At 71.4% G+C, this 16654-nt stretch carries 14 protein-coding genes and 1 tRNA gene; 7 read left to right on the top strand and 8 right to left on the bottom strand.

Annotated features, from left to right (window positions below):
• Positions 1–112 precede the first annotated feature (112 nt).
• Genes thrB through argS form a run of 5 tightly spaced genes read right to left on the bottom strand, consistent with a single transcriptional unit; the run spans position 113 to position 6580 of the window.
• The gene (gene thrB / locus BLQ62_RS07540; RefSeq protein WP_068566420.1) at positions 113–1123 is read right to left on the bottom strand and encodes a homoserine kinase; all 1011 of its coding nucleotides are present in this window, start codon (positions 1121–1123) and stop codon (positions 113–115) included.
• Positions 1124–1131: 8 nt separating this feature from the next.
• The gene (gene thrC / locus BLQ62_RS07535) at positions 1132–2220 is read right to left on the bottom strand and encodes a threonine synthase (RefSeq protein ID WP_068566422.1); all 1089 of its coding nucleotides are present in this window, start codon (positions 2218–2220) and stop codon (positions 1132–1134) included.
• Positions 2213–3550, bottom strand: coding sequence for a homoserine dehydrogenase (locus BLQ62_RS07530; RefSeq protein WP_068566424.1), 1338 nt, complete (start codon positions 3548–3550; stop codon positions 2213–2215). The genes thrC and BLQ62_RS07530 overlap by 8 nt, the downstream gene beginning before the upstream one ends.
• Entirely contained in the window at positions 3550–4953 is a 1404-nt protein-coding gene (lysA, locus tag BLQ62_RS07525) for a diaminopimelate decarboxylase (protein ID WP_068566426.1), read from the bottom strand. Before lysA ends, BLQ62_RS07530 begins: the two co-directional genes overlap by 1 nt.
• On the bottom strand, positions 4928–6580 hold the full coding sequence (gene argS, locus BLQ62_RS07520) for an arginine--tRNA ligase (RefSeq protein WP_068532391.1): 1653 nt from the start codon (positions 6578–6580) through the stop codon (positions 4928–4930). The genes lysA and argS overlap by 26 nt, the downstream gene beginning before the upstream one ends.
• Positions 6581–6656: 76 nt before the next feature.
• On the opposite strand from argS, the gene BLQ62_RS07515 reads away from it, so the two are divergent.
• The 5 genes from BLQ62_RS07515 to BLQ62_RS07495 all read left to right on the top strand — a co-directional run bounded on the left by BLQ62_RS07515 (position 6657) and on the right by BLQ62_RS07495 (position 10525).
• Positions 6657–6729, top strand: a tRNA-Arg gene (locus BLQ62_RS07515).
• Between the two features lie 188 nt (positions 6730–6917).
• Positions 6918–7199, top strand: coding sequence for a hypothetical protein (locus tag BLQ62_RS07510; RefSeq protein WP_115391385.1), 282 nt, complete (start codon positions 6918–6920; stop codon positions 7197–7199).
• 49 nt (positions 7200–7248) lie between these two features.
• Positions 7249–8886, top strand: coding sequence for an FUSC family protein (locus tag BLQ62_RS07505; protein WP_068566428.1), 1638 nt, complete (start codon positions 7249–7251; stop codon positions 8884–8886).
• A gap of 69 nt (positions 8887–8955) precedes the next feature.
• The gene (locus tag BLQ62_RS07500) at positions 8956–10059 is read left to right on the top strand and encodes a GGDEF domain-containing protein (protein WP_068566430.1); all 1104 of its coding nucleotides are present in this window, start codon (positions 8956–8958) and stop codon (positions 10057–10059) included.
• Between the two features lie 16 nt (positions 10060–10075).
• The gene (locus BLQ62_RS07495) at positions 10076–10525 is read left to right on the top strand and encodes a hypothetical protein (protein WP_068566431.1); all 450 of its coding nucleotides are present in this window, start codon (positions 10076–10078) and stop codon (positions 10523–10525) included.
• A gap of 3 nt (positions 10526–10528) precedes the next feature.
• Here the strand turns inward: BLQ62_RS07495 and BLQ62_RS07490 are convergent, their stop codons facing one another.
• Both BLQ62_RS07490 and BLQ62_RS07485 read right to left on the bottom strand, forming a co-directional pair.
• On the bottom strand, positions 10529–10927 hold the full coding sequence (locus tag BLQ62_RS07490; RefSeq protein WP_139184175.1) for a hypothetical protein: 399 nt from the start codon (positions 10925–10927) through the stop codon (positions 10529–10531).
• Positions 10928–10946: 19 nt separating this feature from the next.
• A complete protein-coding gene (locus BLQ62_RS07485) occupies positions 10947–13406 on the bottom strand; it encodes an HAD-IC family P-type ATPase (RefSeq protein WP_068566436.1) in 2460 nt (819 codons plus the stop codon).
• An 80-nt stretch (positions 13407–13486) separates the two neighbouring features.
• Between BLQ62_RS07485 and BLQ62_RS07480 the strand changes: the two genes are divergently transcribed.
• Both BLQ62_RS07480 and BLQ62_RS07475 read left to right on the top strand, forming a co-directional pair.
• Complete coding sequence (locus BLQ62_RS07480) at positions 13487–14635, top strand: MFS transporter (protein WP_068566438.1); 1149 nt, start codon at positions 13487–13489, stop codon at positions 14633–14635.
• A gap of 201 nt (positions 14636–14836) precedes the next feature.
• The gene (locus BLQ62_RS07475; RefSeq protein ID WP_068566440.1) at positions 14837–16360 is read left to right on the top strand and encodes an acyl-CoA synthetase; all 1524 of its coding nucleotides are present in this window, start codon (positions 14837–14839) and stop codon (positions 16358–16360) included.
• Positions 16361–16397: 37 nt separating this feature from the next.
• On the opposite strand, the gene BLQ62_RS07470 is transcribed toward BLQ62_RS07475, so the two are convergent.
• A complete protein-coding gene (locus BLQ62_RS07470) occupies positions 16398–16640 on the bottom strand; it encodes a hypothetical protein (protein WP_068566442.1) in 243 nt (80 codons plus the stop codon).
• Positions 16641–16654: the final 14 nt, after the last annotated feature.

Genomic DNA, 16654 nt, shown 5'->3' with positions numbered 1-16654 from the left:
ACCCGGTGGATCCGCGCACACCGCGCGACTGTGCGCACGCGCCGCGTCCGCTCAGCCGCGCCCGGTGCGCGGCATGCGATCCGCGCGCGGCGCGTGCGCGGATCCGAGGGCGTCAGCCGCGCACGACCCCGTCGGCGATGGGGAGCTCCCGCACGGTGAACCCGGCCTCGACGGCGGCGTCGGAGAGCCGGGTGGGCAGCGCCTGCGGCGTCAGGGCCAGCACCGTCGGCCCGGCGCCGGAGATCGCGGCGGCCACGCCGGCGGCGCGCAGGCGCTCGACCAGCGCGAACGACTCCTTCATCGAGGCTGCCCGGTAGCGCTGGTGCAGCCGGTCCTCGGTCGCGTCGAGCAGCAGGTCCGGGTGCGCGGTGAGCGCGAGCACCATCAGCGCGGCGCGCGAGGCGTTGAACGCGGCATCGGCGTGCGGCACCAGGCGGGGCAGCATGCCGCGGGTCACCGAGGTCGATGACTGCACGGCCGGAACGAAGGCGTACGCGCGGATGTCGGGGTGCACGTCCACCCGGCGGGCCCCGTAGTGCACGGGGGCCGACGGTGCCGCGCTCGCGGCCGCGTGGTCGCGGTAGCCCGCCACGTCCGGGACCGGCACCGCCGGCACCGTCCACGCGACGACGGCGCCGCCGAGCACGCTGGCCGAGGCGTTGTCCGGGTGGCCCTCGAACTCGGAGGCGAGCTGCACCATCTCGTCCGTGGTGAGCCCGCGGGGCGCGTCGGCGTCGGCGGCCAGCGCGGCGGCGGCAGCGATCCCCGCGACGGCGGCCGCGGCCGAGGAGCCGAGGCCGCGCGAGTGCGGGATCCGGTTCACGCAGGTCAGGCGCAGCCCGGGCGCGCTCACCCCGAGGTGCGCGAGGGTGCGGCGCAGGGCGACCACCACGAGGTGACGGTCGTCGGTGGGCACCTCGTCGGCGCCCTCCCCCGTGATCGCGACGGTCAGGTCACCGTCGACGGCGGGGTCGACGGTCTCGACGGTGACGTCGTCGTAGAGCCCCAGCGCGAGGCCGAGGGTGTCGAAACCCGGACCGAGGTTGGCGCTGGACGCCGGAACGGTGACGGTGGCGGTGAGGCCGACGGGCAGGACGAGCGGGGCGTTGGAGGCGGGTGACACGGCAGCGCTTACTCCGTCAGCCCCATGGCGGAGGCCACGGCGACGGGGTCGATGCCCACACGTGCGATCTCGGGCAGGCTGCTCAGCGCGGTGTCGGGGTCCTTGAGTCCGTTACCGGTCACGGTGCACACCACCGTGGAGCCCTTCTCGATCCAGCCGTCCGCGGTGGCGGCGAGCAGGCCGGCGACGGAGGCGGCGGACGCGGGCTCGACGAAGACGCCCTCGGTCTTGGCGATGAGGCGGTAGGCCTCGAGCAGCTTCTCGTCGGTGGCGGCGCGGAACTCGCCGTTCGACTCGTCCTTGGCCGCGACGGCCTGGTTCCAGGACGCGGGGCTGCCGATGCGGATGGCGGTCGCGATGGTCTCGGGATCCTTGACCGGGGCGCCGTTCACCAGCGGCGCGGCGCCGGCGGCCTGCACGCCGAGCATGCGCGGGCGCGACGAGGCGACGCCGTCGGCGAAGTACTCGCTGTAACCGCGCCAGTAGGCGGTGATGTTGCCGGCGTTGCCCACGGGCAGCGCGTGCACGTCGGGAGCCTTGCCCAGCGCGTCGACGATCTCGAAAGCCGCGGTCTTCTGGCCCTCGATGCGCACCGGGTTCACCGAGTTGACCAGTGCGATGGTGTCGAACGTGGCGGTGGTCTTGCGCGCCAGCTCGAGACAGTCGTCGAAGTTGCCGTCGACCTCGATGATCTTCGCGCCGTACATGACGGCCTGGGCGAGCTTGCCCATCGCGATCTTGCCGGCGGGCACCAGCACGGCGCACTCGATGCCGGCGATCGCGGCGTACGCGGCGGCGGAGGCGGAGGTATTACCGGTGGACGCGCACAGCACGCCCTTCTTGCCGGTGGCCTTCGCCTCGGTGACGGCCATGGTCATGCCGCGGTCCTTGAAGGAGCCGGTGGGATTGAGCCCTTCGACCTTGAGATGCACGTCGCAACCGGTGAGCTCGGAGAGCGCCCTCGCGGGCAGCAGCGGGGTCGCGCCCTCGCGCAGGGTGACGGGCGCCCAGCCCGGCTCCCACGTGTCGCACACGGGCAGACGGTGCCGGTAGGCCTCGATCAGCCCGGGCCAGGGCTTGTGCACGGCGTCAGTCATTGGTTCCCTCCAGACGGAGCACGGAGGACACGGCGGTCACCACGTCCAGATTCTTCAGGGCTTCGACGGTGGCCGACAGAGCCGCGTCGGGTGCCCGATGGGTCAGGATCACCAGCCGCGCACCCTGGTCCGGGGTGTCGGCCTGCTGACGGACGGTGCTGATGGAGATGCTCCGCGCCGAGAACTCGTTCGCAACCGCGCTGAGCACGCCCGGCCGGTCCGCGACCTCCATGGCCACGTAGTAGCGGGTGAGCACCTCGCCGATGGGAGCGATCGGCAGCTTCGCGTACGCCGAATCGCGCGGTCCGCGGCCGGAGACGACCTTGTTGCGGGCCGCGGCCACCAGGTCGCCCATCACGGCGGAGGCGGTGGGCGCGCCACCGGCGCCGGCGCCGTAGAACATGAGGCGACCGGCGTTCTCGGCCTCGACGAAGACGGCGTTGTACGCGCCGTCGACGCTCGCCAGCGGGTGCTTGAGGGGCACCAGCGCCGGGTACACGCGCGCCGAAACCCGCTGTGCGCCCTTCTTGTCCGTCAGCTTCTCGCAGATCGCGAGCAGCTTGATGGTGCAGTCGAAGGCCTGCGCGGCCTCGATGTCGGCGGCGGTGACGCCGGTGATGCCCTCGCGGTGCACGTCGTCGGCCTTGACGCGGGTGTGGAAGGCGATCGAGGCGAGGATCGCTGCCTTGGAGGCGGCGTCGTAGCCCTCTACGTCGGCGGTCGGGTCGGCCTCGGCGTACCCCAGGCGGCCGGCCTCCTTGAGCACGATCTCGTACGGGTCGCCGTGCTCTGCCATGTTGGAGAGGATGAAGTTGGTGGTGCCGTTGACGATGCCCGCCACCAATTCCACGCTGTCGCCGGCCAGGGACTGCTGCAGCGGGCGGATCACGGGGATCGCGCCGGCCACGGCCGCCTCGAAGTACAGATCGGCGCGGGCCTTGTTGGCGGCGTCGGCGAGCTGGCCGGTGTACTCGGCGAGCAGCGCCTTGTTCGCGGTGACCACCGACTTGCCGGCCTTGAACGCGCTGAGCATCAGCGAGCGGGTGGGCTCGATGCCGCCCATGACCTCGACCACGATGTCGACGTCGTCGCGGCCGACGAGCGCCTCCGCGTCGTCGGTGAGCAGGCTCTTCTTCAAGCCCAGCTCCTTGAGGCCGCGATCCTTGTCGGTGTCGCGCACCGCGATCCCGCGGATCACCAGGCGCGCACCCACGCGGGCGGTGAGATCGTCGGCGCTCTCGGTGAGAATGCGCGCCACCTCGGTGCCCACGGTGCCCATGCCGAGGAGGGCGACGCCCAGTTCCTTGGCCTGACCAGGGTTTTCAGTCATCAGAGCACCTCCAGGCTCACGAGATCGTCCACGGTCTCCCGGCGCAGGATCAGCCGCGCCGCGCCGTCCTTGACCGCCACCACCGCGGGACGCGGCTGCATGTTGTAGCGGCTGGACATCGAATAGCAGTACGCCCCCGTGGCGGCGACGGCCATCAGGTCGCCCTCCGCCAGGTCGCCGGGGGTGAGCGTGTCACGGACCAGGATGTCGCCGGTCTCGCAGTGCTTGCCGACGATCCGCGACTGCACGGGTGCGCCCTGCGGATCGCGGCTCGCGACCACGGCGGTGTACTCCGCGCCGTAGAGCGCCGGGCGGATGTTGTCGCTCATGCCGCCGTCCACCGAGACGTAGCGCCGGAAGCCCTGCGCGCCCACGTCCTCCGAATCGACCGCCACGTCCTTGATCGTGCCCACCTCGTAAAGGGTGATTCCGGGCGGACCGGCGATCGCGCGGCCCGGCTCGACCGCGATGTGCGGGGCCCGCAGGCCCAGCGCGGCCGACTCGGTCTCGACGATGTGGCGCAGTTTCGCGGCGAGGTCCGCGACGGGCGGCGGATCGTCGTGCGTCGTGTAGGCGATGCCGAGGCCGCCACCGAGATCGATCGTGCCCAGCTGCGCGGTCTTCTCGGCGCCGAACCGGGCGACCACGTCGCGCAGCAGCTCCAGCACGCGTCGGGCGGCGATCTCGAAACCGTCGACGTCGAAGATCTGGGAGCCGATGTGGCTGTGCAGGCCCACCAGGCGCAGGTTCTCGGCGGCGAAGACCGCGGCGACCGCCCGCATCGCGGGCGAGTCCTCCCCGGCATCGCCGGTGGCGAGCGAGAAGCCGAACTTCTGGTCCTCGTGCGCGGTGGAGATGAACTCGTGCGTGTGCGCCTCGACGCCCGGGGTGAGCCGGATCAGCACCTCCTGGACGGCGCCACGCTCCCCCGCGACGGCGTCGAGCCGCGCGATCTCCGAGAGGGAGTCGACCACCACGTGCCCGATGCCCGAGGCCACCGCGTAGTCCAGCTCCGCGACGGACTTGTTGTTGCCGTGCAACGCGATCCGCTCCGCAGGAAATTCTGCACGCAGCGCGACGGCCAGCTCGCCGCCGCTGCACACATCGAGGTTGAGCCCCTCGTCGCGCACCCAGCGGGCGATCTCCATGGAGAGGAAGGCCTTCGAGGCGTAGTGCACTGCGGCGTCCTCGCCGAAGGCCTCGCGCATGCCCCGGCAGCGGGCGCGGAAGTCGTCCTCGTCGATCACGAGCAGCGGCGTACCGAACTCGGTCGCCAACGCCCCGACGGGCACGCCCGCGACGGAGACGGCACCGTCGGCCTCCCGGCGGGCGTGAGCGGGCCAGACGGCCCGGTCCAGTTCACTCACGTGTGACCTCTCACATCCGTTCGGGTGCCGAAACACCCACGAGCGCCAGGCCGTTCGCGAGCACCTGGCGGGTGGCGGCGCACAGCGCCACGCGGGCGCGGTGCAGGTCGGTCGGCTCCTCGTCGCCCATCGGCAGGACGCGGCACTCGCTGTAGAAGCGGTGGTAGGCGCCGGCCAGCTCCTCGAGGTAACGCGCGATGCGGTGCGGCTCACGCAGATTCGCGGCGCCCGCAGCCACCGCCGGGAACTCGCCCAGGGTGCGCACGAGATCGCCCTCGCGGGCGTGGTCCAGCAGCCCCAGGTGCTCCGTCGACGGCGCGAGGCCGAGCTCGGCGGCCGCGCGGGCGATGGCCGAGAGCCGGGCGTGCGCGTACTGCACGTAGTAGACGGGGTTCTCGTTGCTGGCCTGGGCCAGTAGGTCGAGGTCGAGGTCGATGGAGGTGTCCACCGAGCTGCGCACCAGCGAGTAGCGCGCCGCGTCCACGCCGACGGCCTCGACCAGGTCGTCGAGGGTGATGACGGTGCCGGCGCGCTTGCTCATCCGGACGGGCTTGCCGTCCTTGACCAGGTTCACGAGCTGCCCGATGAGCACCTCGATCTGCGCGGGGTCGTAGCCGAGCGCCGCGGCGGCGGCCTTGAGCCGGCCGATGTAGCCGTGGTGATCGGCGCCCAGCATGTAGATCGCGAGGGTGAAGCCGCGATCGAATTTGTGCTTGATGTAGGCGATGTCACCGGCGATGTAGGCGGCGTTGCCGTCGGACTTGATGACGACGCGGTCCTTGTCGTCGCCGTAGTCGGTGGTCTTGAGCCACCAGGCGCCGTCCTTCTCGTAGAGGTTGCCGCCGGTCTTGAGCTGCTCGATGCTGCTCTCCACCAGGCCCGAGGTGAACATCTCGTCCTCGTGCGTGAACACGGCGAAGTCGGTGCCGAACTCGTGCAGGGTGTTCTTGATGTGCCCGAACATGAGCTCCACACCGTCGGCACGGAAGGCCTCGACGCGCTCGGCGTCCGGGAGATCCAGAATGCCCGGGCGGTCCTTCACGACGGTGGCGGCGATCTCGCCGATGTAGTCGCCGGCGTAGCCGTCCTCGGGCGTCGGCTCGTTGCGGGCCGCCGCGTCGAGCGAGCGCGCGAAGCGGTCGATCTGCGCGCCGTGGTCGTTGAAGTAGTACTCGCGGGTGACCTCGGCGCCCTGCGCCTCGAGGACGCGGCCGAGGCTGTCGCCGACCGCGGCCCAGCGCGCGCCACCCAGGTGGACTGGGCCCGTCGGGTTGGCGGAGACGAACTCGAGGTTGATGAGCGCACCGTCGAGCGCGGCCCCGTGCCCGAAGGCACCGGCCTGCTCGAGGATGTTCGCGACGAGCTGGTTCTGTGCGTCGGCGGCGAGGCGGATGTTGAGGAAGCCGGGGCCGGCGACGGTGGCCTCGTCGATCCCCTCGGCGTTGCCGAGCGCCTCGGCCAGCCAGGTCGCGAGATCACGGGGGTTCACGCCCGCCTTCTTGGCGACCTGCATGGCGACGTTGGTCGAGTAATCGCCGTGCTCGGGGTTGCGCGGCCGCTCGACGGTGACGCGTTCGGGCAGCACGGAGACGTCGAGGCCGCGCTCGGTGAGCACAGTGGTCGCGGTGGCGTGCAGGAGTTCCGAAAGGTCAGCGGGAGTCACCGGTCCATCCTAGGGTGCGCCTGACCGCCCGGTTTCCGCCGGGCCCGCCCTATGCGCTAACCTTGCTACGCCCTGCGCCCCCGTAGCTCAGGGGATAGAGCGTTCGCCTCCGGAGCGAAAGGCCGCAGGTTCGAATCCTGCCGGGGGCACTCTCTTCTCCCACGCGACTCATCGACGCGACTTCTTCCTTGCAGATAAAGCTTTTCGACGTTTCGCCGCCGTCACTGTGCGAGACCGCCTCCCCCTACTCCGCGTACGGCGACAACTCCGACATGTACACAGGCTGACGTCCTGTTCGCTACAGTGAAGCTGACTCGACGGGCTTTGCGAATTGACAATGGGAGCCGACGTGCTGAATCGCGCGATCTTCACCGATCCGGCGCGCCCGCTGTCCGAACGTGAGGAATGGAACGCGCTCTACGAAGCGCGCCGCGCAGCGCGACAGTCCCGCAATACGCTGCGTACCGCGCGCGGACAGTACCGGCGATACCGCCGGCGCCTCGGAGGAGGCCCGTATCTGGACTGGCCTCGCTGGAAGGCCGAGTACGACAAGACCTACCGCACCATCGGGACGCCGATCCCGCCCGGCGACAACAGCGTGCCGCCGCCCCTGTCCTGAGCTCCGCGTCGGTGATGCCCGCCGCACCGGACAGTGATCAAATAGATAGGTGAGCGAACCAGTCCCCGACCCCCTGCCCCGCGTCGCGCGTGTGCGCTCGCTCGTCTTCGCCGACGGTGCTCCCGTCTGGCGGTGGCGAGCGGGACTGCGGGCGGCGGCAGCGGTCGCGATCCCGGGCGCGGGACTGGTGGCGGCCGGCCACGCGAGCTCCGCCCTCTTCACCACGTTCGGCGCGTTCGCCGTGCTCTACGGCGAGGGCCGCGCCTACCGGATCCGCGGGCAGGTCGTCGCGATCGCCGCCCTCGCGCTGCTGCTCTCGACCGCGGTCGGCGCGACGATCGGCTGGGCGATGCCGGCCGGCGGCCTCGCGCTCAAGGTGTGCGGGGTCCTGATGACGGTGGTGCCGGCGGTGGCCGCGGTGCACGTGGTGGATGCGCTGCGGCTGGGTCCGCCGGGCGCCCTGTTCTTCGCGATCGTCGGTTCGGGCGCGCTGATCGCGGTCGAGTCCGGCGCGGACCCCGGAACCCTGGTGCTGGCCGCGGCACTGGGCGCCGTGAGCTCGATCCTCGTCTCCCTGTCCGGCGCGCTCATCGACCCGTCCGCACCGCAGCGCGAGGCGACCGGGCGGGCCGTGGGCGCTGTCAATGCGGTCCTCGCCTCCGACGGGCCGCCGTCCGCCGAGCAGCGGCACGCCGCCGGGTCGGCGCTGGTGGCGGCCTGGTCGACGATGGACGACGCGCGGGCCGCGAACCGCCCCGCCGATGCCGCATCGCTCAGTGCCCTGCGCGAGGCCAACGATCGGTTCGCCGCGGCATCGACGGACCCCGTCGACACCGAGGCCGATCCGACCCGCGCCGTCACCACCTCCCGGTTGCGGCCGACCGTCGGCTACCGACTCCGCCGCTCGGTCAGCCCCTCGTCCCACGCGGCGATCACCGCGGGCCGCGTGGGCGTCGCCTGCCTCGCCGCGGGCGCGGTGAGCCTGGCGCTGGGCTTCGATCGGCCGCACTGGGCCGCGATCGGCGCCCTCGTGGTGCTGCAGACCGGCGTGGATCGCGTGCACGGCACGGTGCGCGCGCTGCACCGCTTCCTCGGCACCGCCGTCGGGTTGCTGCTCTTCGCCGGCCTGCACGCGCTCGCCCCGCAGGGATACGCCCTGATCGCGGTGATCGCGGTGCTGCAGTTCTCGATCGAGGTGCTCATCGTCCGCAACTACGCCGCCGCTGTCGTCGTCATCACCCCGGTGGCGCTGCTGGCCAGCGGCGCCGGCGTCACCGGCGGCCCGGCGGGACCGGTCATGCGCGATCGGCTGCTGGAGACGCTGGTGGGCGTCGTCGTCGCGTTGCTCGCGATGTACTTCCTGGACCCGCGGGCGCACCGTCGTACTTTCGCCTGGACGGACGGCCGGATCCGCAGCGCCGCCGTCGAACTCGTCGACGCCGGGGAGGCGGGTCGGGTGGGCGCACCGTCCGCGCGGGAGGCCGCCCGCCACCTGCACTTCGAGTTGGAGGGCGGCGTGCGCGCCGGCATCGACTCCGTGCACAACGAGCCTGAGTGGGCCGCCGAACGGTGGCCGTCCCGGGCGGCGCTGGTGCACGACGGCTACGACCTCACGGCGAAATTCTGGTCGACGCCCGCGAACGCGCCCCTGCGGGACGGGGACGCCTGGCGGCGCCGGTTCGACTGACCGATCAGGCGGCCACGCCCGCATTTGCCATCTGAAACACGGCGACCGATTTCGTGCGATGATGGGCCCATGCACGAGGGGGCGCTCGGAGAGGTGCTGCCGCGCGAACTCCTTGGCCGCGTCGCGATGAAGGACAGGGTATGGCGGTACGCGATCGCTGCACTGACCGTAGCCTTCGGAGCGTTCGGCGCGGCCACCCTGGTGATCCCGGACGGTGCCGGCGATAGCCACTGGCGGAAGATCGCGATCGGACTGATCTGTGCCAGCGCCGTGCCCGTGTCGGTCATCGTCGCCAGGACTCCGCTCGGCAGAACGTGGTGGTCGGAGCACTCCGGTACCAGACGCAGCATCGTCTTCGTCGCGTACGCGGACTTCAGCCTCGCCGGGGTGGTGCTCTGCATGCAGAATCTGCAGACGGCGATGATCGGCACCGGCCTGTTCTCCGTGATCGGCGCGTACGTGGCGCATTTCGTGAACGGGCGCGTCATGGCCGTGCACATCGCCTTCTCGACGGCGGTGATCCTCGCTCTCGGCGCGCGACTCCTGCACGCCGGGCAGGGCCCGATGGCCGTCGGCCACGAGGTGCTCGTCGCGATCGTCGTCGCCAACGCCGTCGTGGCGCTCCTGCGCCGCTACACGGTCGAATCGCAACGGTTGATCCGCAACCACCTCGTCGAGTCGTCGCTCGATCCGCTGACGAACATCCTCAACCGCCGCGGCTTCGCCTTCGCGGGCGACCGGCTCCTCCGTGACGCCACCGGCGATCTGGTGGTCGCCGCGCTCGACATCGACCAGTTCAAGACGATCAATGACCGCTTCGGCCACACCGTCGGGGACGGCGTGCTCCGCAACGTCGCGCGCCTGCTCGACGCCGGCACCTCGTCGGGCGCGGTCGTGGGCCGCCTCGGGGGCGACGAGTTCGCCGTCATCAGCGCGGATCCCGAGCACGACGAGGCGTTCCTGCGGGACGCCGTCCACCGCGAGCCGGTGCGTCTTCCCGATGGCGGTTCTGCGTCGGTGAGTATCGGACTCGTCCGGTTCCACCGCCTCCCCCCGGGCCGCAGGTCGGCGCCCATGACTGCCCTCCTCGACGAGTTGACCGACCGTGCCGATCGCGCCCTGAAGACGAGCAAGACCGCCGGCCGCCACCGGACCACGTCGGTCGAGCAGTGAGAATCAGCCCGCGAACATGACTACCGATAACGTTCCCGAGGACTACTTCGATTTCGCGACTGCGTGCGTGGACTATTCGCGAGAACATCGCCGAACGACCCGACACCACGTCGACCTCATCGAGAAGTACGGAACGCCGCGCACTGCGGCGGAGCAGGCGCTACTGGGCTGCCTCAGAGCTCTCCGCGACGGTCGGATCACGGAGGAGTGGTGCGTCGGCGTGATCGACGCCGGAACACGCGGCGAGCTGTTCTACCTCGTCTACCGATGGCGCGACCACCCCATCACGCTGGGCTTCGCGGCGGAAGCCACGCTCTCGCCGCTCTACGGATCGTCCGACGATCCGGTGACGGTCGGCCGGGACTCCGCGGCGTTCTGCATCGGCGAGCCGCTCGGGTCGGTCGCGGACCACCTCTCCCCCGACGGGAACGACGTCCACTGGTGGGGGACCCCGCTGTCCGATTGACTCTCAGCTGGGATGCGGCAGCCAGTCGATGGTGGCCAGGTACCGGCCGAACCACACGGTCGCGAGGCCGATGAGCAGAACCAGGAGCGACAGGAACCTGGTGCGGGGGAACCGCCGGTAGATCCTCTGCGCCAGCCAGACGACGGCTGCGGTGAGCACCAGCGCCTCGATCCAGGCGATCACCTCCGCGCCCCGCGATCCCGCGTCCGCCGCCCAGAGGGCGGGCAGGAACAGGAACAGCCCCGCGACGAACGGAACGATCGACAACATGGCCAGCGCGGTGGCCAGGCTCGCCGCCCAACCGATCCCCTCCCGCAACCGATCCCGCGCCGGCGCCGCCCCGGCCACCAGCGCGTACGCGACCCACAGCACCACCGCGGCCGGAAGCGAGAAAACCGACACGTCGAAGACGTCCCACACCTCAGGCTCCGCGACGCTCGAACCGCGCGAACAGTGCCGGTGCGATGCGGCGGAGGACCTCCACGAGCACGATGGCCAGAGCGCCGAAGGCGAAACCGATGCCGACGGTGGCGGGGTCGCTGATGTCGAGGAAGAACTTCTCCTGCGCGAGCGGGATCGAGAACAGCACGACGTAGAACAGCACCGAGACACCGACCAGCAGCGCCTTCCACCAGGTGTACGGGCGCGCGACGATCGCGAGCACCCACAGCGCGCCGACCAGCAGCGTGATCAGCGCGGCCGTCGAGGCCTGGATCTGCTCGACGCTCAGCGCCGCCGCCTTCCCTCCCAGCGAGGCGCCGGAGCCGCCGGGGTTCACGACGAGGTAGCACAGGAAGATCGCGATGCCCACGCCCACGCCGGAGGGCAGCGCCAGCTTGAGCACCCGCGAGACGAAGCCGGTCTTGGCGCGCTCGTTGTTGGGCGCCAAGGACATCACGAAGGCGGGCAGGCCGATGGTGAACCACGCGGAGATGGTCACGTGGATGGGCTGGAACGGGTACGAGATCGCGGCGAAGCCGAAGATCTTGGCGCCCAGGCCCGCCAGCCCCACGAGCCATGCGAGCAGCACCGCGTAGACGGTCTTGGTGAGGAACAGGTTCGCGACGCGCTCGATGTTGCCGATCACGCGCCGGCCCTCGCCGACGACGTAGGGCAGGGTGGCGAACTTGTTGTCCAGCAGCACGATCTGCGCGACCGACCGGGCGGCGGAGCTGCCGGAGCCCATCGCCACACCGATGTCGGAGTCCTTGAGCGCGAGCACGTCGTTGACGCCGTCGCCGGTCATGGCGACGGTGTCGCCGCGCGACTGCAGCGCCTTGACCATCGCCCGCTTCTGGTCCGGCCGCACGCGACCGAAGGTCACGTTGTCGGTCACCATGTCGGCCAGCTCGTCGTTCTCCGACGGCAACTTCCGCGCGTCCACCGAGGAATCCGGCGAGCCGAGCCCCAGCGAGTGCGCGACCGCGCCCACGGACACGGCGTTGTCGCCCGAGATCACCTTCACGGCGACGCCCTGCGAATCGAAGAAGTCGAGGGTGTCGCGGGCGTCGACGCGCACCCGCTGCTCGAGCGCGATCAGCGCGCGCGGCACCAGGTTCCCGGGCGCCTGCAGCCCGTCGACCTCGGTGTCCACCGGCACGTCCGTCGAGGCCACCAGCAGCACGCGCAGCCCGTTCGAGCCCAGCTCGGTGGCGCGCCGGGCGCCGTCGGACTCGGGGTCGAGGAGCACGTCGGCGGCGCCGAGGATCCAGTTGCCGCGCGGCGCATCCCCGTCGGCGAGCGAGATCCCGGACCACTTCTTGGCGGAGCTGAACGGTGCCACGGCCGCGGCGCGCCACGACGGCGCGTCGGGGTAGGTCTCGGCGATCGCCTGCACGCTCGCGTTGGGGCGCGGATCGAGCGCGGCGACGGCGGCCAGCGCGGTCTCGATGTCGGCGCGATCCCCGTCCAACACATCGAGTTCCGAGAGGCGCATGCCGTTCTCGGTGAGCGTGCCGGTCTTGTCCGCGCACACCACGTTCACGCGCGCCAGGCCCTCGATCGCGGGCAGTTCCTGCACCAGGCACTTGCGCTGCCCGAGCCGCACCACGCCGACCGCGAAGGCGATGGAGGTCATGAGCACGAGGCCCTCCGGAACCATCGGCACCAGGGCGGCGACCATGCCGAGAATGGCCTGGTTGAGCTCCTGCTTGGAGATCACCAGCTGGTTGAACACCGTCAGGACGCCGGCGGGGACCAGCAGCCAGGTGATCACCTGCAGGATCTTGTCGATGCCCGAGCGCAGCTCGGAGTTGACCAGGGTGAACTTGCTGGCCTCATCGGCGAGCTGCGCGGCGTAGGCGTCGGCGCCGACCTTCGTGGCGCGGTAGGCACCCGAGCCGGAGACCACGAAGCTCCCGGAGAAGATCTCGTCGCCCAGTTGCTTGTCGACGGGGTCCGCCTCGCCGGTGAGCAGCGACTCGTCGACCTCGAGTGCCTCGAACTCGATGGTCTCGCCGTCGACGACGATCTGGTCGCCGGGGCCGATCTCGATGACGTCGTCGAGCACGACCTCGGACTGCGCGACCTCCGTGGCGACACCGTCGCGCCGCACCACGGGCCGCGCCTGCCCGACGATCGCGAGCGAGTCGAGAGTCTTCTTCGCGCGCAGCTCCTGGATGATGCCGATGCCGGAGTTGAACACGATCAGCAGGCCGAACAGGCCGTTGATGAGCGAGCCCGTGAACAGCACCAGCAGGAACAGCACCCCGAGCATCGCGTTGATGCGGGTGAAGACGTTGGCGCGGATGATGTCCCACGTGCTCCGCCCCGACCGGTTGGGCAGCGTGTTGACCCGACCGTCGCGCATCCGCTCCGTGACCTGTGCGGCGGTCAGGCCCGATGCGGGCAGACCGGATGTCGTGTCGGGTGCAGCAGTCATGCACGCGAGTGTAATGACGTGCACCGGTTTCGGGCCGCGCGGTGACCGTCGCGCCGAGGCCTGTTGTTAGGTTCCCCCACGTGACCGCGCCGACGCACAGCCGCGCCCTGTACCCCCTCTACGCCGCCGGGTTCGTCACCGCGTTCGGCGCGCACAGCATCGCGGCCGGCCTCGGCGGCCTCACCGGTTCGGCGGGATCCCAGCTGCTGACCCTCGGCATTCTGCTGGCCCTCTACGACGGTGCCGAGGTGCTCCTCAAACCGATCTTCGGCACGCTCGCGGACCGGATCGGTCCGCGCCCCGTGCTGCTCGGCGGGCTCGTCGCCTTCGCGATCGCCTCGGCGGCGTTCGTCCTGGCCGGCAACCCCGGACTCCTCGCGGTGGCCCGCTTCGCGCAGGGCGCCGCCGCGGCGGCCTTCTCCCCCGCCGCGAGCGCCATGGTCTCCCGGCTCACCCCGGACACCGCGCAGGGCCGCGCCTTCGGCGGCTACGGCGCGTGGAAGGGGCTGGGCTACACGCTGGGCCCGGTACTCGGCGGTGCCCTGATCTGGGCCGGCGGATACACCCTGTTGTTCGGCGTGCTCGCCGGCGTCGCCGCGGTGGTCGCGGCGTGGGCGGTCACCGCCGTGCCTGCGCTCGATGCCCTGCCCCGGCAGCGGCAGACCGTCGTGGACCTGGCCCGACGGCTCGGCTCCCGCTCGTTCCTGCTCCCCACCTCGGCCCTGGCCGCCTCGACCGGCGTGCTCGCCGTGGGCGTGGGCTTCCTCCCCGTCGCCGGCGCCGCACACGGGATGGGCCCGCTGCTCACCGGCGCGGTCGTCTCCGTGCTCGCGCTCACCGCGACGCTCGTGCAGCCCGGGGCGGGCCGCGCGCGCGACGCCGGCAAGCTCTCCGACGGTGCGGGGCTCGCCTCCGGCCTGGCGCTCGCCGCACTAGGGCTGGTCGCCGTCGCTGTCCCCGGGCCGACGGGGATCGTCGTCGCGGCGGTCCTCATCGGCACGGGCGTCGGCCTGGTGACCCCGCTCGGCTTCGCGCACCTCGCGCAGAACTCGCCCAAGGAACGGCTGGGCCAGACCATGGGCACGGCGGAGATCGGCCGCGAGCTGGGCGACGCGGGCGGCCCACTCCTGGTGGGAGCCATCGCCGCGGCGGCCGGCCTCACCGCGGGCCTGGCGGGCCTGACGGCGGTGCTCCTCGTCGTCGCGATCGCCGCACTGCGGCTGCGGTAGCGCCGCGGCCGGACGCGCCGCCCGCGATGCACACACAGCGGACTGCCGCGGAGTGCGCGAACGCGGACCGCCGCCCTTCACGTTGTGCCGGCGGAACGCGGCGCCCGCGGGACCTGAGAATCCGGCGAATCGCCCGCGCGCACGGCTCGGCGGCGGCAAAGATGCACGCACACCGCTCGCACCGCCCCGCAAGGAGACACCATGCCCGCTCGTCCCGCCGTCGACCTCGGATCCTGGATCGCGCGCCGCGCCGCCGTCAGCGGGGACCGCCCCGCGATCACGTACGGCGAGGCGACGTGGAGCTACCGGGAGTTCGCCGACCGCGTCGACCGGCTGGCCGCCGAGCTGGTGGCCGGGGGCATCGGCACCGGGGACCGCGTCGGCTACGTCGGCTTCAACCACCCCGACTTCCTCACCACGATGTTCGCCGCCTCGCGCGCAGGCGCCGTCTTCGTGCCGCTGAACTTCCGCCTGACCTCCGCAGAGTTGGAGTACATCCTCACCGACGCGGGAGTGCACACCCTCGTCGCCGACGCCGACCGCGCCGCCGTCGTGGAGCCGGTGCGGGCCTCGTCGGGCATCGCGCGGGCCATCTCCCTCGAGTCGGTGGACGGCTGGGAGCAGCTCGACGCCCTCCTCGCGGCGCGCTCACCGATCGCGGAGCCGCAGTCGCCCGCCGAGGACGATCTCGCACTGATCATGTACACCTCCGGCACCACCGGCCGTCCCAAGGGGGCGATGCTCACGCACGGAAACATGTTCTGGAACAACATGAACGCGCTGCTGAGCCTCGACACCATGTCCACCGATATCAGCCTCGTCGCGGCGCCGCTCTTCCACATCGGCGGCCTCAACGTGACCACCCTGATCACCCTGCAGAAGGGCGGACAGTTGGTGATCCTGCCCGCCTTCGATCCCACCGCCGCGCTGCAGCTCATCGAGAAGCACCGCGTCACCACGATGTTCGGCGTGCCCGCCATGTTCCTGTTCATGAGCCAGGTGCCGGCCTTCGAGACCGCCGACCTCTCCAGCGTCCGCCAGTTCACCTGCGGCGGCGCACCGGTGCCCGAGCCGCTCATCGCCCTCTACAACGGCCGCAGCATCCCCTTCTGCCAGGGCTACGGGCTCACCGAGACGGCACCGCTCGCACTGGTCATGGACGTCTACGACACCGCCCGCAAGATCGGCGCCGCGGGCCACCGCGTCCTGCCGCTCTCGGAGGTCGCGCTGCTCGGGCCCGACGGTGCGCCCGTCCCGACCGGGGAGCGCGGCGAGGTGTGCGTACGCGGACCGCAGGTGACGCCCGGCTACTGGCGCAACGCGGACGCCACCGGCGCAGCCATCGATGCCGACGGCTGGTTCCACACCGGCGATGTGGGCGAGCAGGACGCCGACGGCTACGTCACCGTCGTCGACCGGGTCAAGGACATGGTGATCTCGGGCGGAGAGAACGTCTACCCCGCCGAGGTCGAGTCGGTGCTCTACCGGCACCCGTCGATCGCGGAGGTGGCGATCATCGGTACGCCGCACGAGAAGTGGGGCGAGGCCGTGACCGCGATCGTCGCGCTCAAGCCCGAGTCGTCGCTCACGCTGGAGGAGGTCCGGGACTTCGCGAAGGACTCCCTCGCCCCGTACAAGCTCCCGCTGGCGCTGCACCTGGTGGACGCCCTGCCCCGCAACCCCGCGGGCAAGGTGCTCAAGTTCAAGCTGCGCGAACAGGTCTGACCGGCGCCAACGGCGCCTACCGGCGGTCGAGCGGGTGCTACTGGTGGGGCGGCTGCTGGTCAGGCGGCTGCTGCAGGGGTAGGTCCCGCCCCTGCAGCGGGTAGGGCTGCTGCACGGGTAGGCCCGGCCCCGGCTGCCCGTACGGCCCCGGGGCGACGGGCGGCGGTGCCTGCTTCCGGTTCGTCGTGGCCCGGACGATCAGTACCACCGCGCCGGCGACCGCAGCGGCCACCACGGCCACGACGAACAGGACGACGACCACCATGAGGACGATTACCACGTGGTCAGCCTCGC

This window comes from Tsukamurella pulmonis, assembly GCF_900103175.1.
Classification (GTDB): domain Bacteria; phylum Actinomycetota; class Actinomycetes; order Mycobacteriales; family Mycobacteriaceae; genus Tsukamurella; species Tsukamurella pulmonis.
This window is presented reverse-complemented; position numbering and strand designations above follow the sequence as displayed.

What these genes read in the sequence shown, in the direction of transcription:
- BLQ62_RS07510 (WP_115391385.1), top strand. Translation starts at nt 6,918, where the DNA reads ATGGGAGCCGACGTGCTGAATCGCGCGATCTTCACCGATCCGGCGCGC.
- BLQ62_RS07530 (WP_068566424.1), bottom strand. Translation starts at nt 3,550, where the DNA reads ATGACTGAAAACCCTGGTCAGGCCAAGGAACTGGGCGTCGCCCTCCTC.
- BLQ62_RS07500 (WP_068566430.1), top strand. Translation starts at nt 8,956, where the DNA reads ATGCACGAGGGGGCGCTCGGAGAGGTGCTGCCGCGCGAACTCCTTGGC.
- BLQ62_RS07485 (WP_068566436.1), bottom strand. Translation starts at nt 13,406, where the DNA reads ATGACTGCTGCACCCGACACGACATCCGGTCTGCCCGCATCGGGCCTG.
- thrC (WP_068566422.1), bottom strand. Translation starts at nt 2,220, where the DNA reads ATGACTGACGCCGTGCACAAGCCCTGGCCCGGGCTGATCGAGGCCTAC.
- BLQ62_RS07495 (WP_068566431.1), top strand. Translation starts at nt 10,076, where the DNA reads ATGACTACCGATAACGTTCCCGAGGACTACTTCGATTTCGCGACTGCG.
- BLQ62_RS07475 (WP_068566440.1), top strand. Translation starts at nt 14,837, where the DNA reads ATGCCCGCTCGTCCCGCCGTCGACCTCGGATCCTGGATCGCGCGCCGC.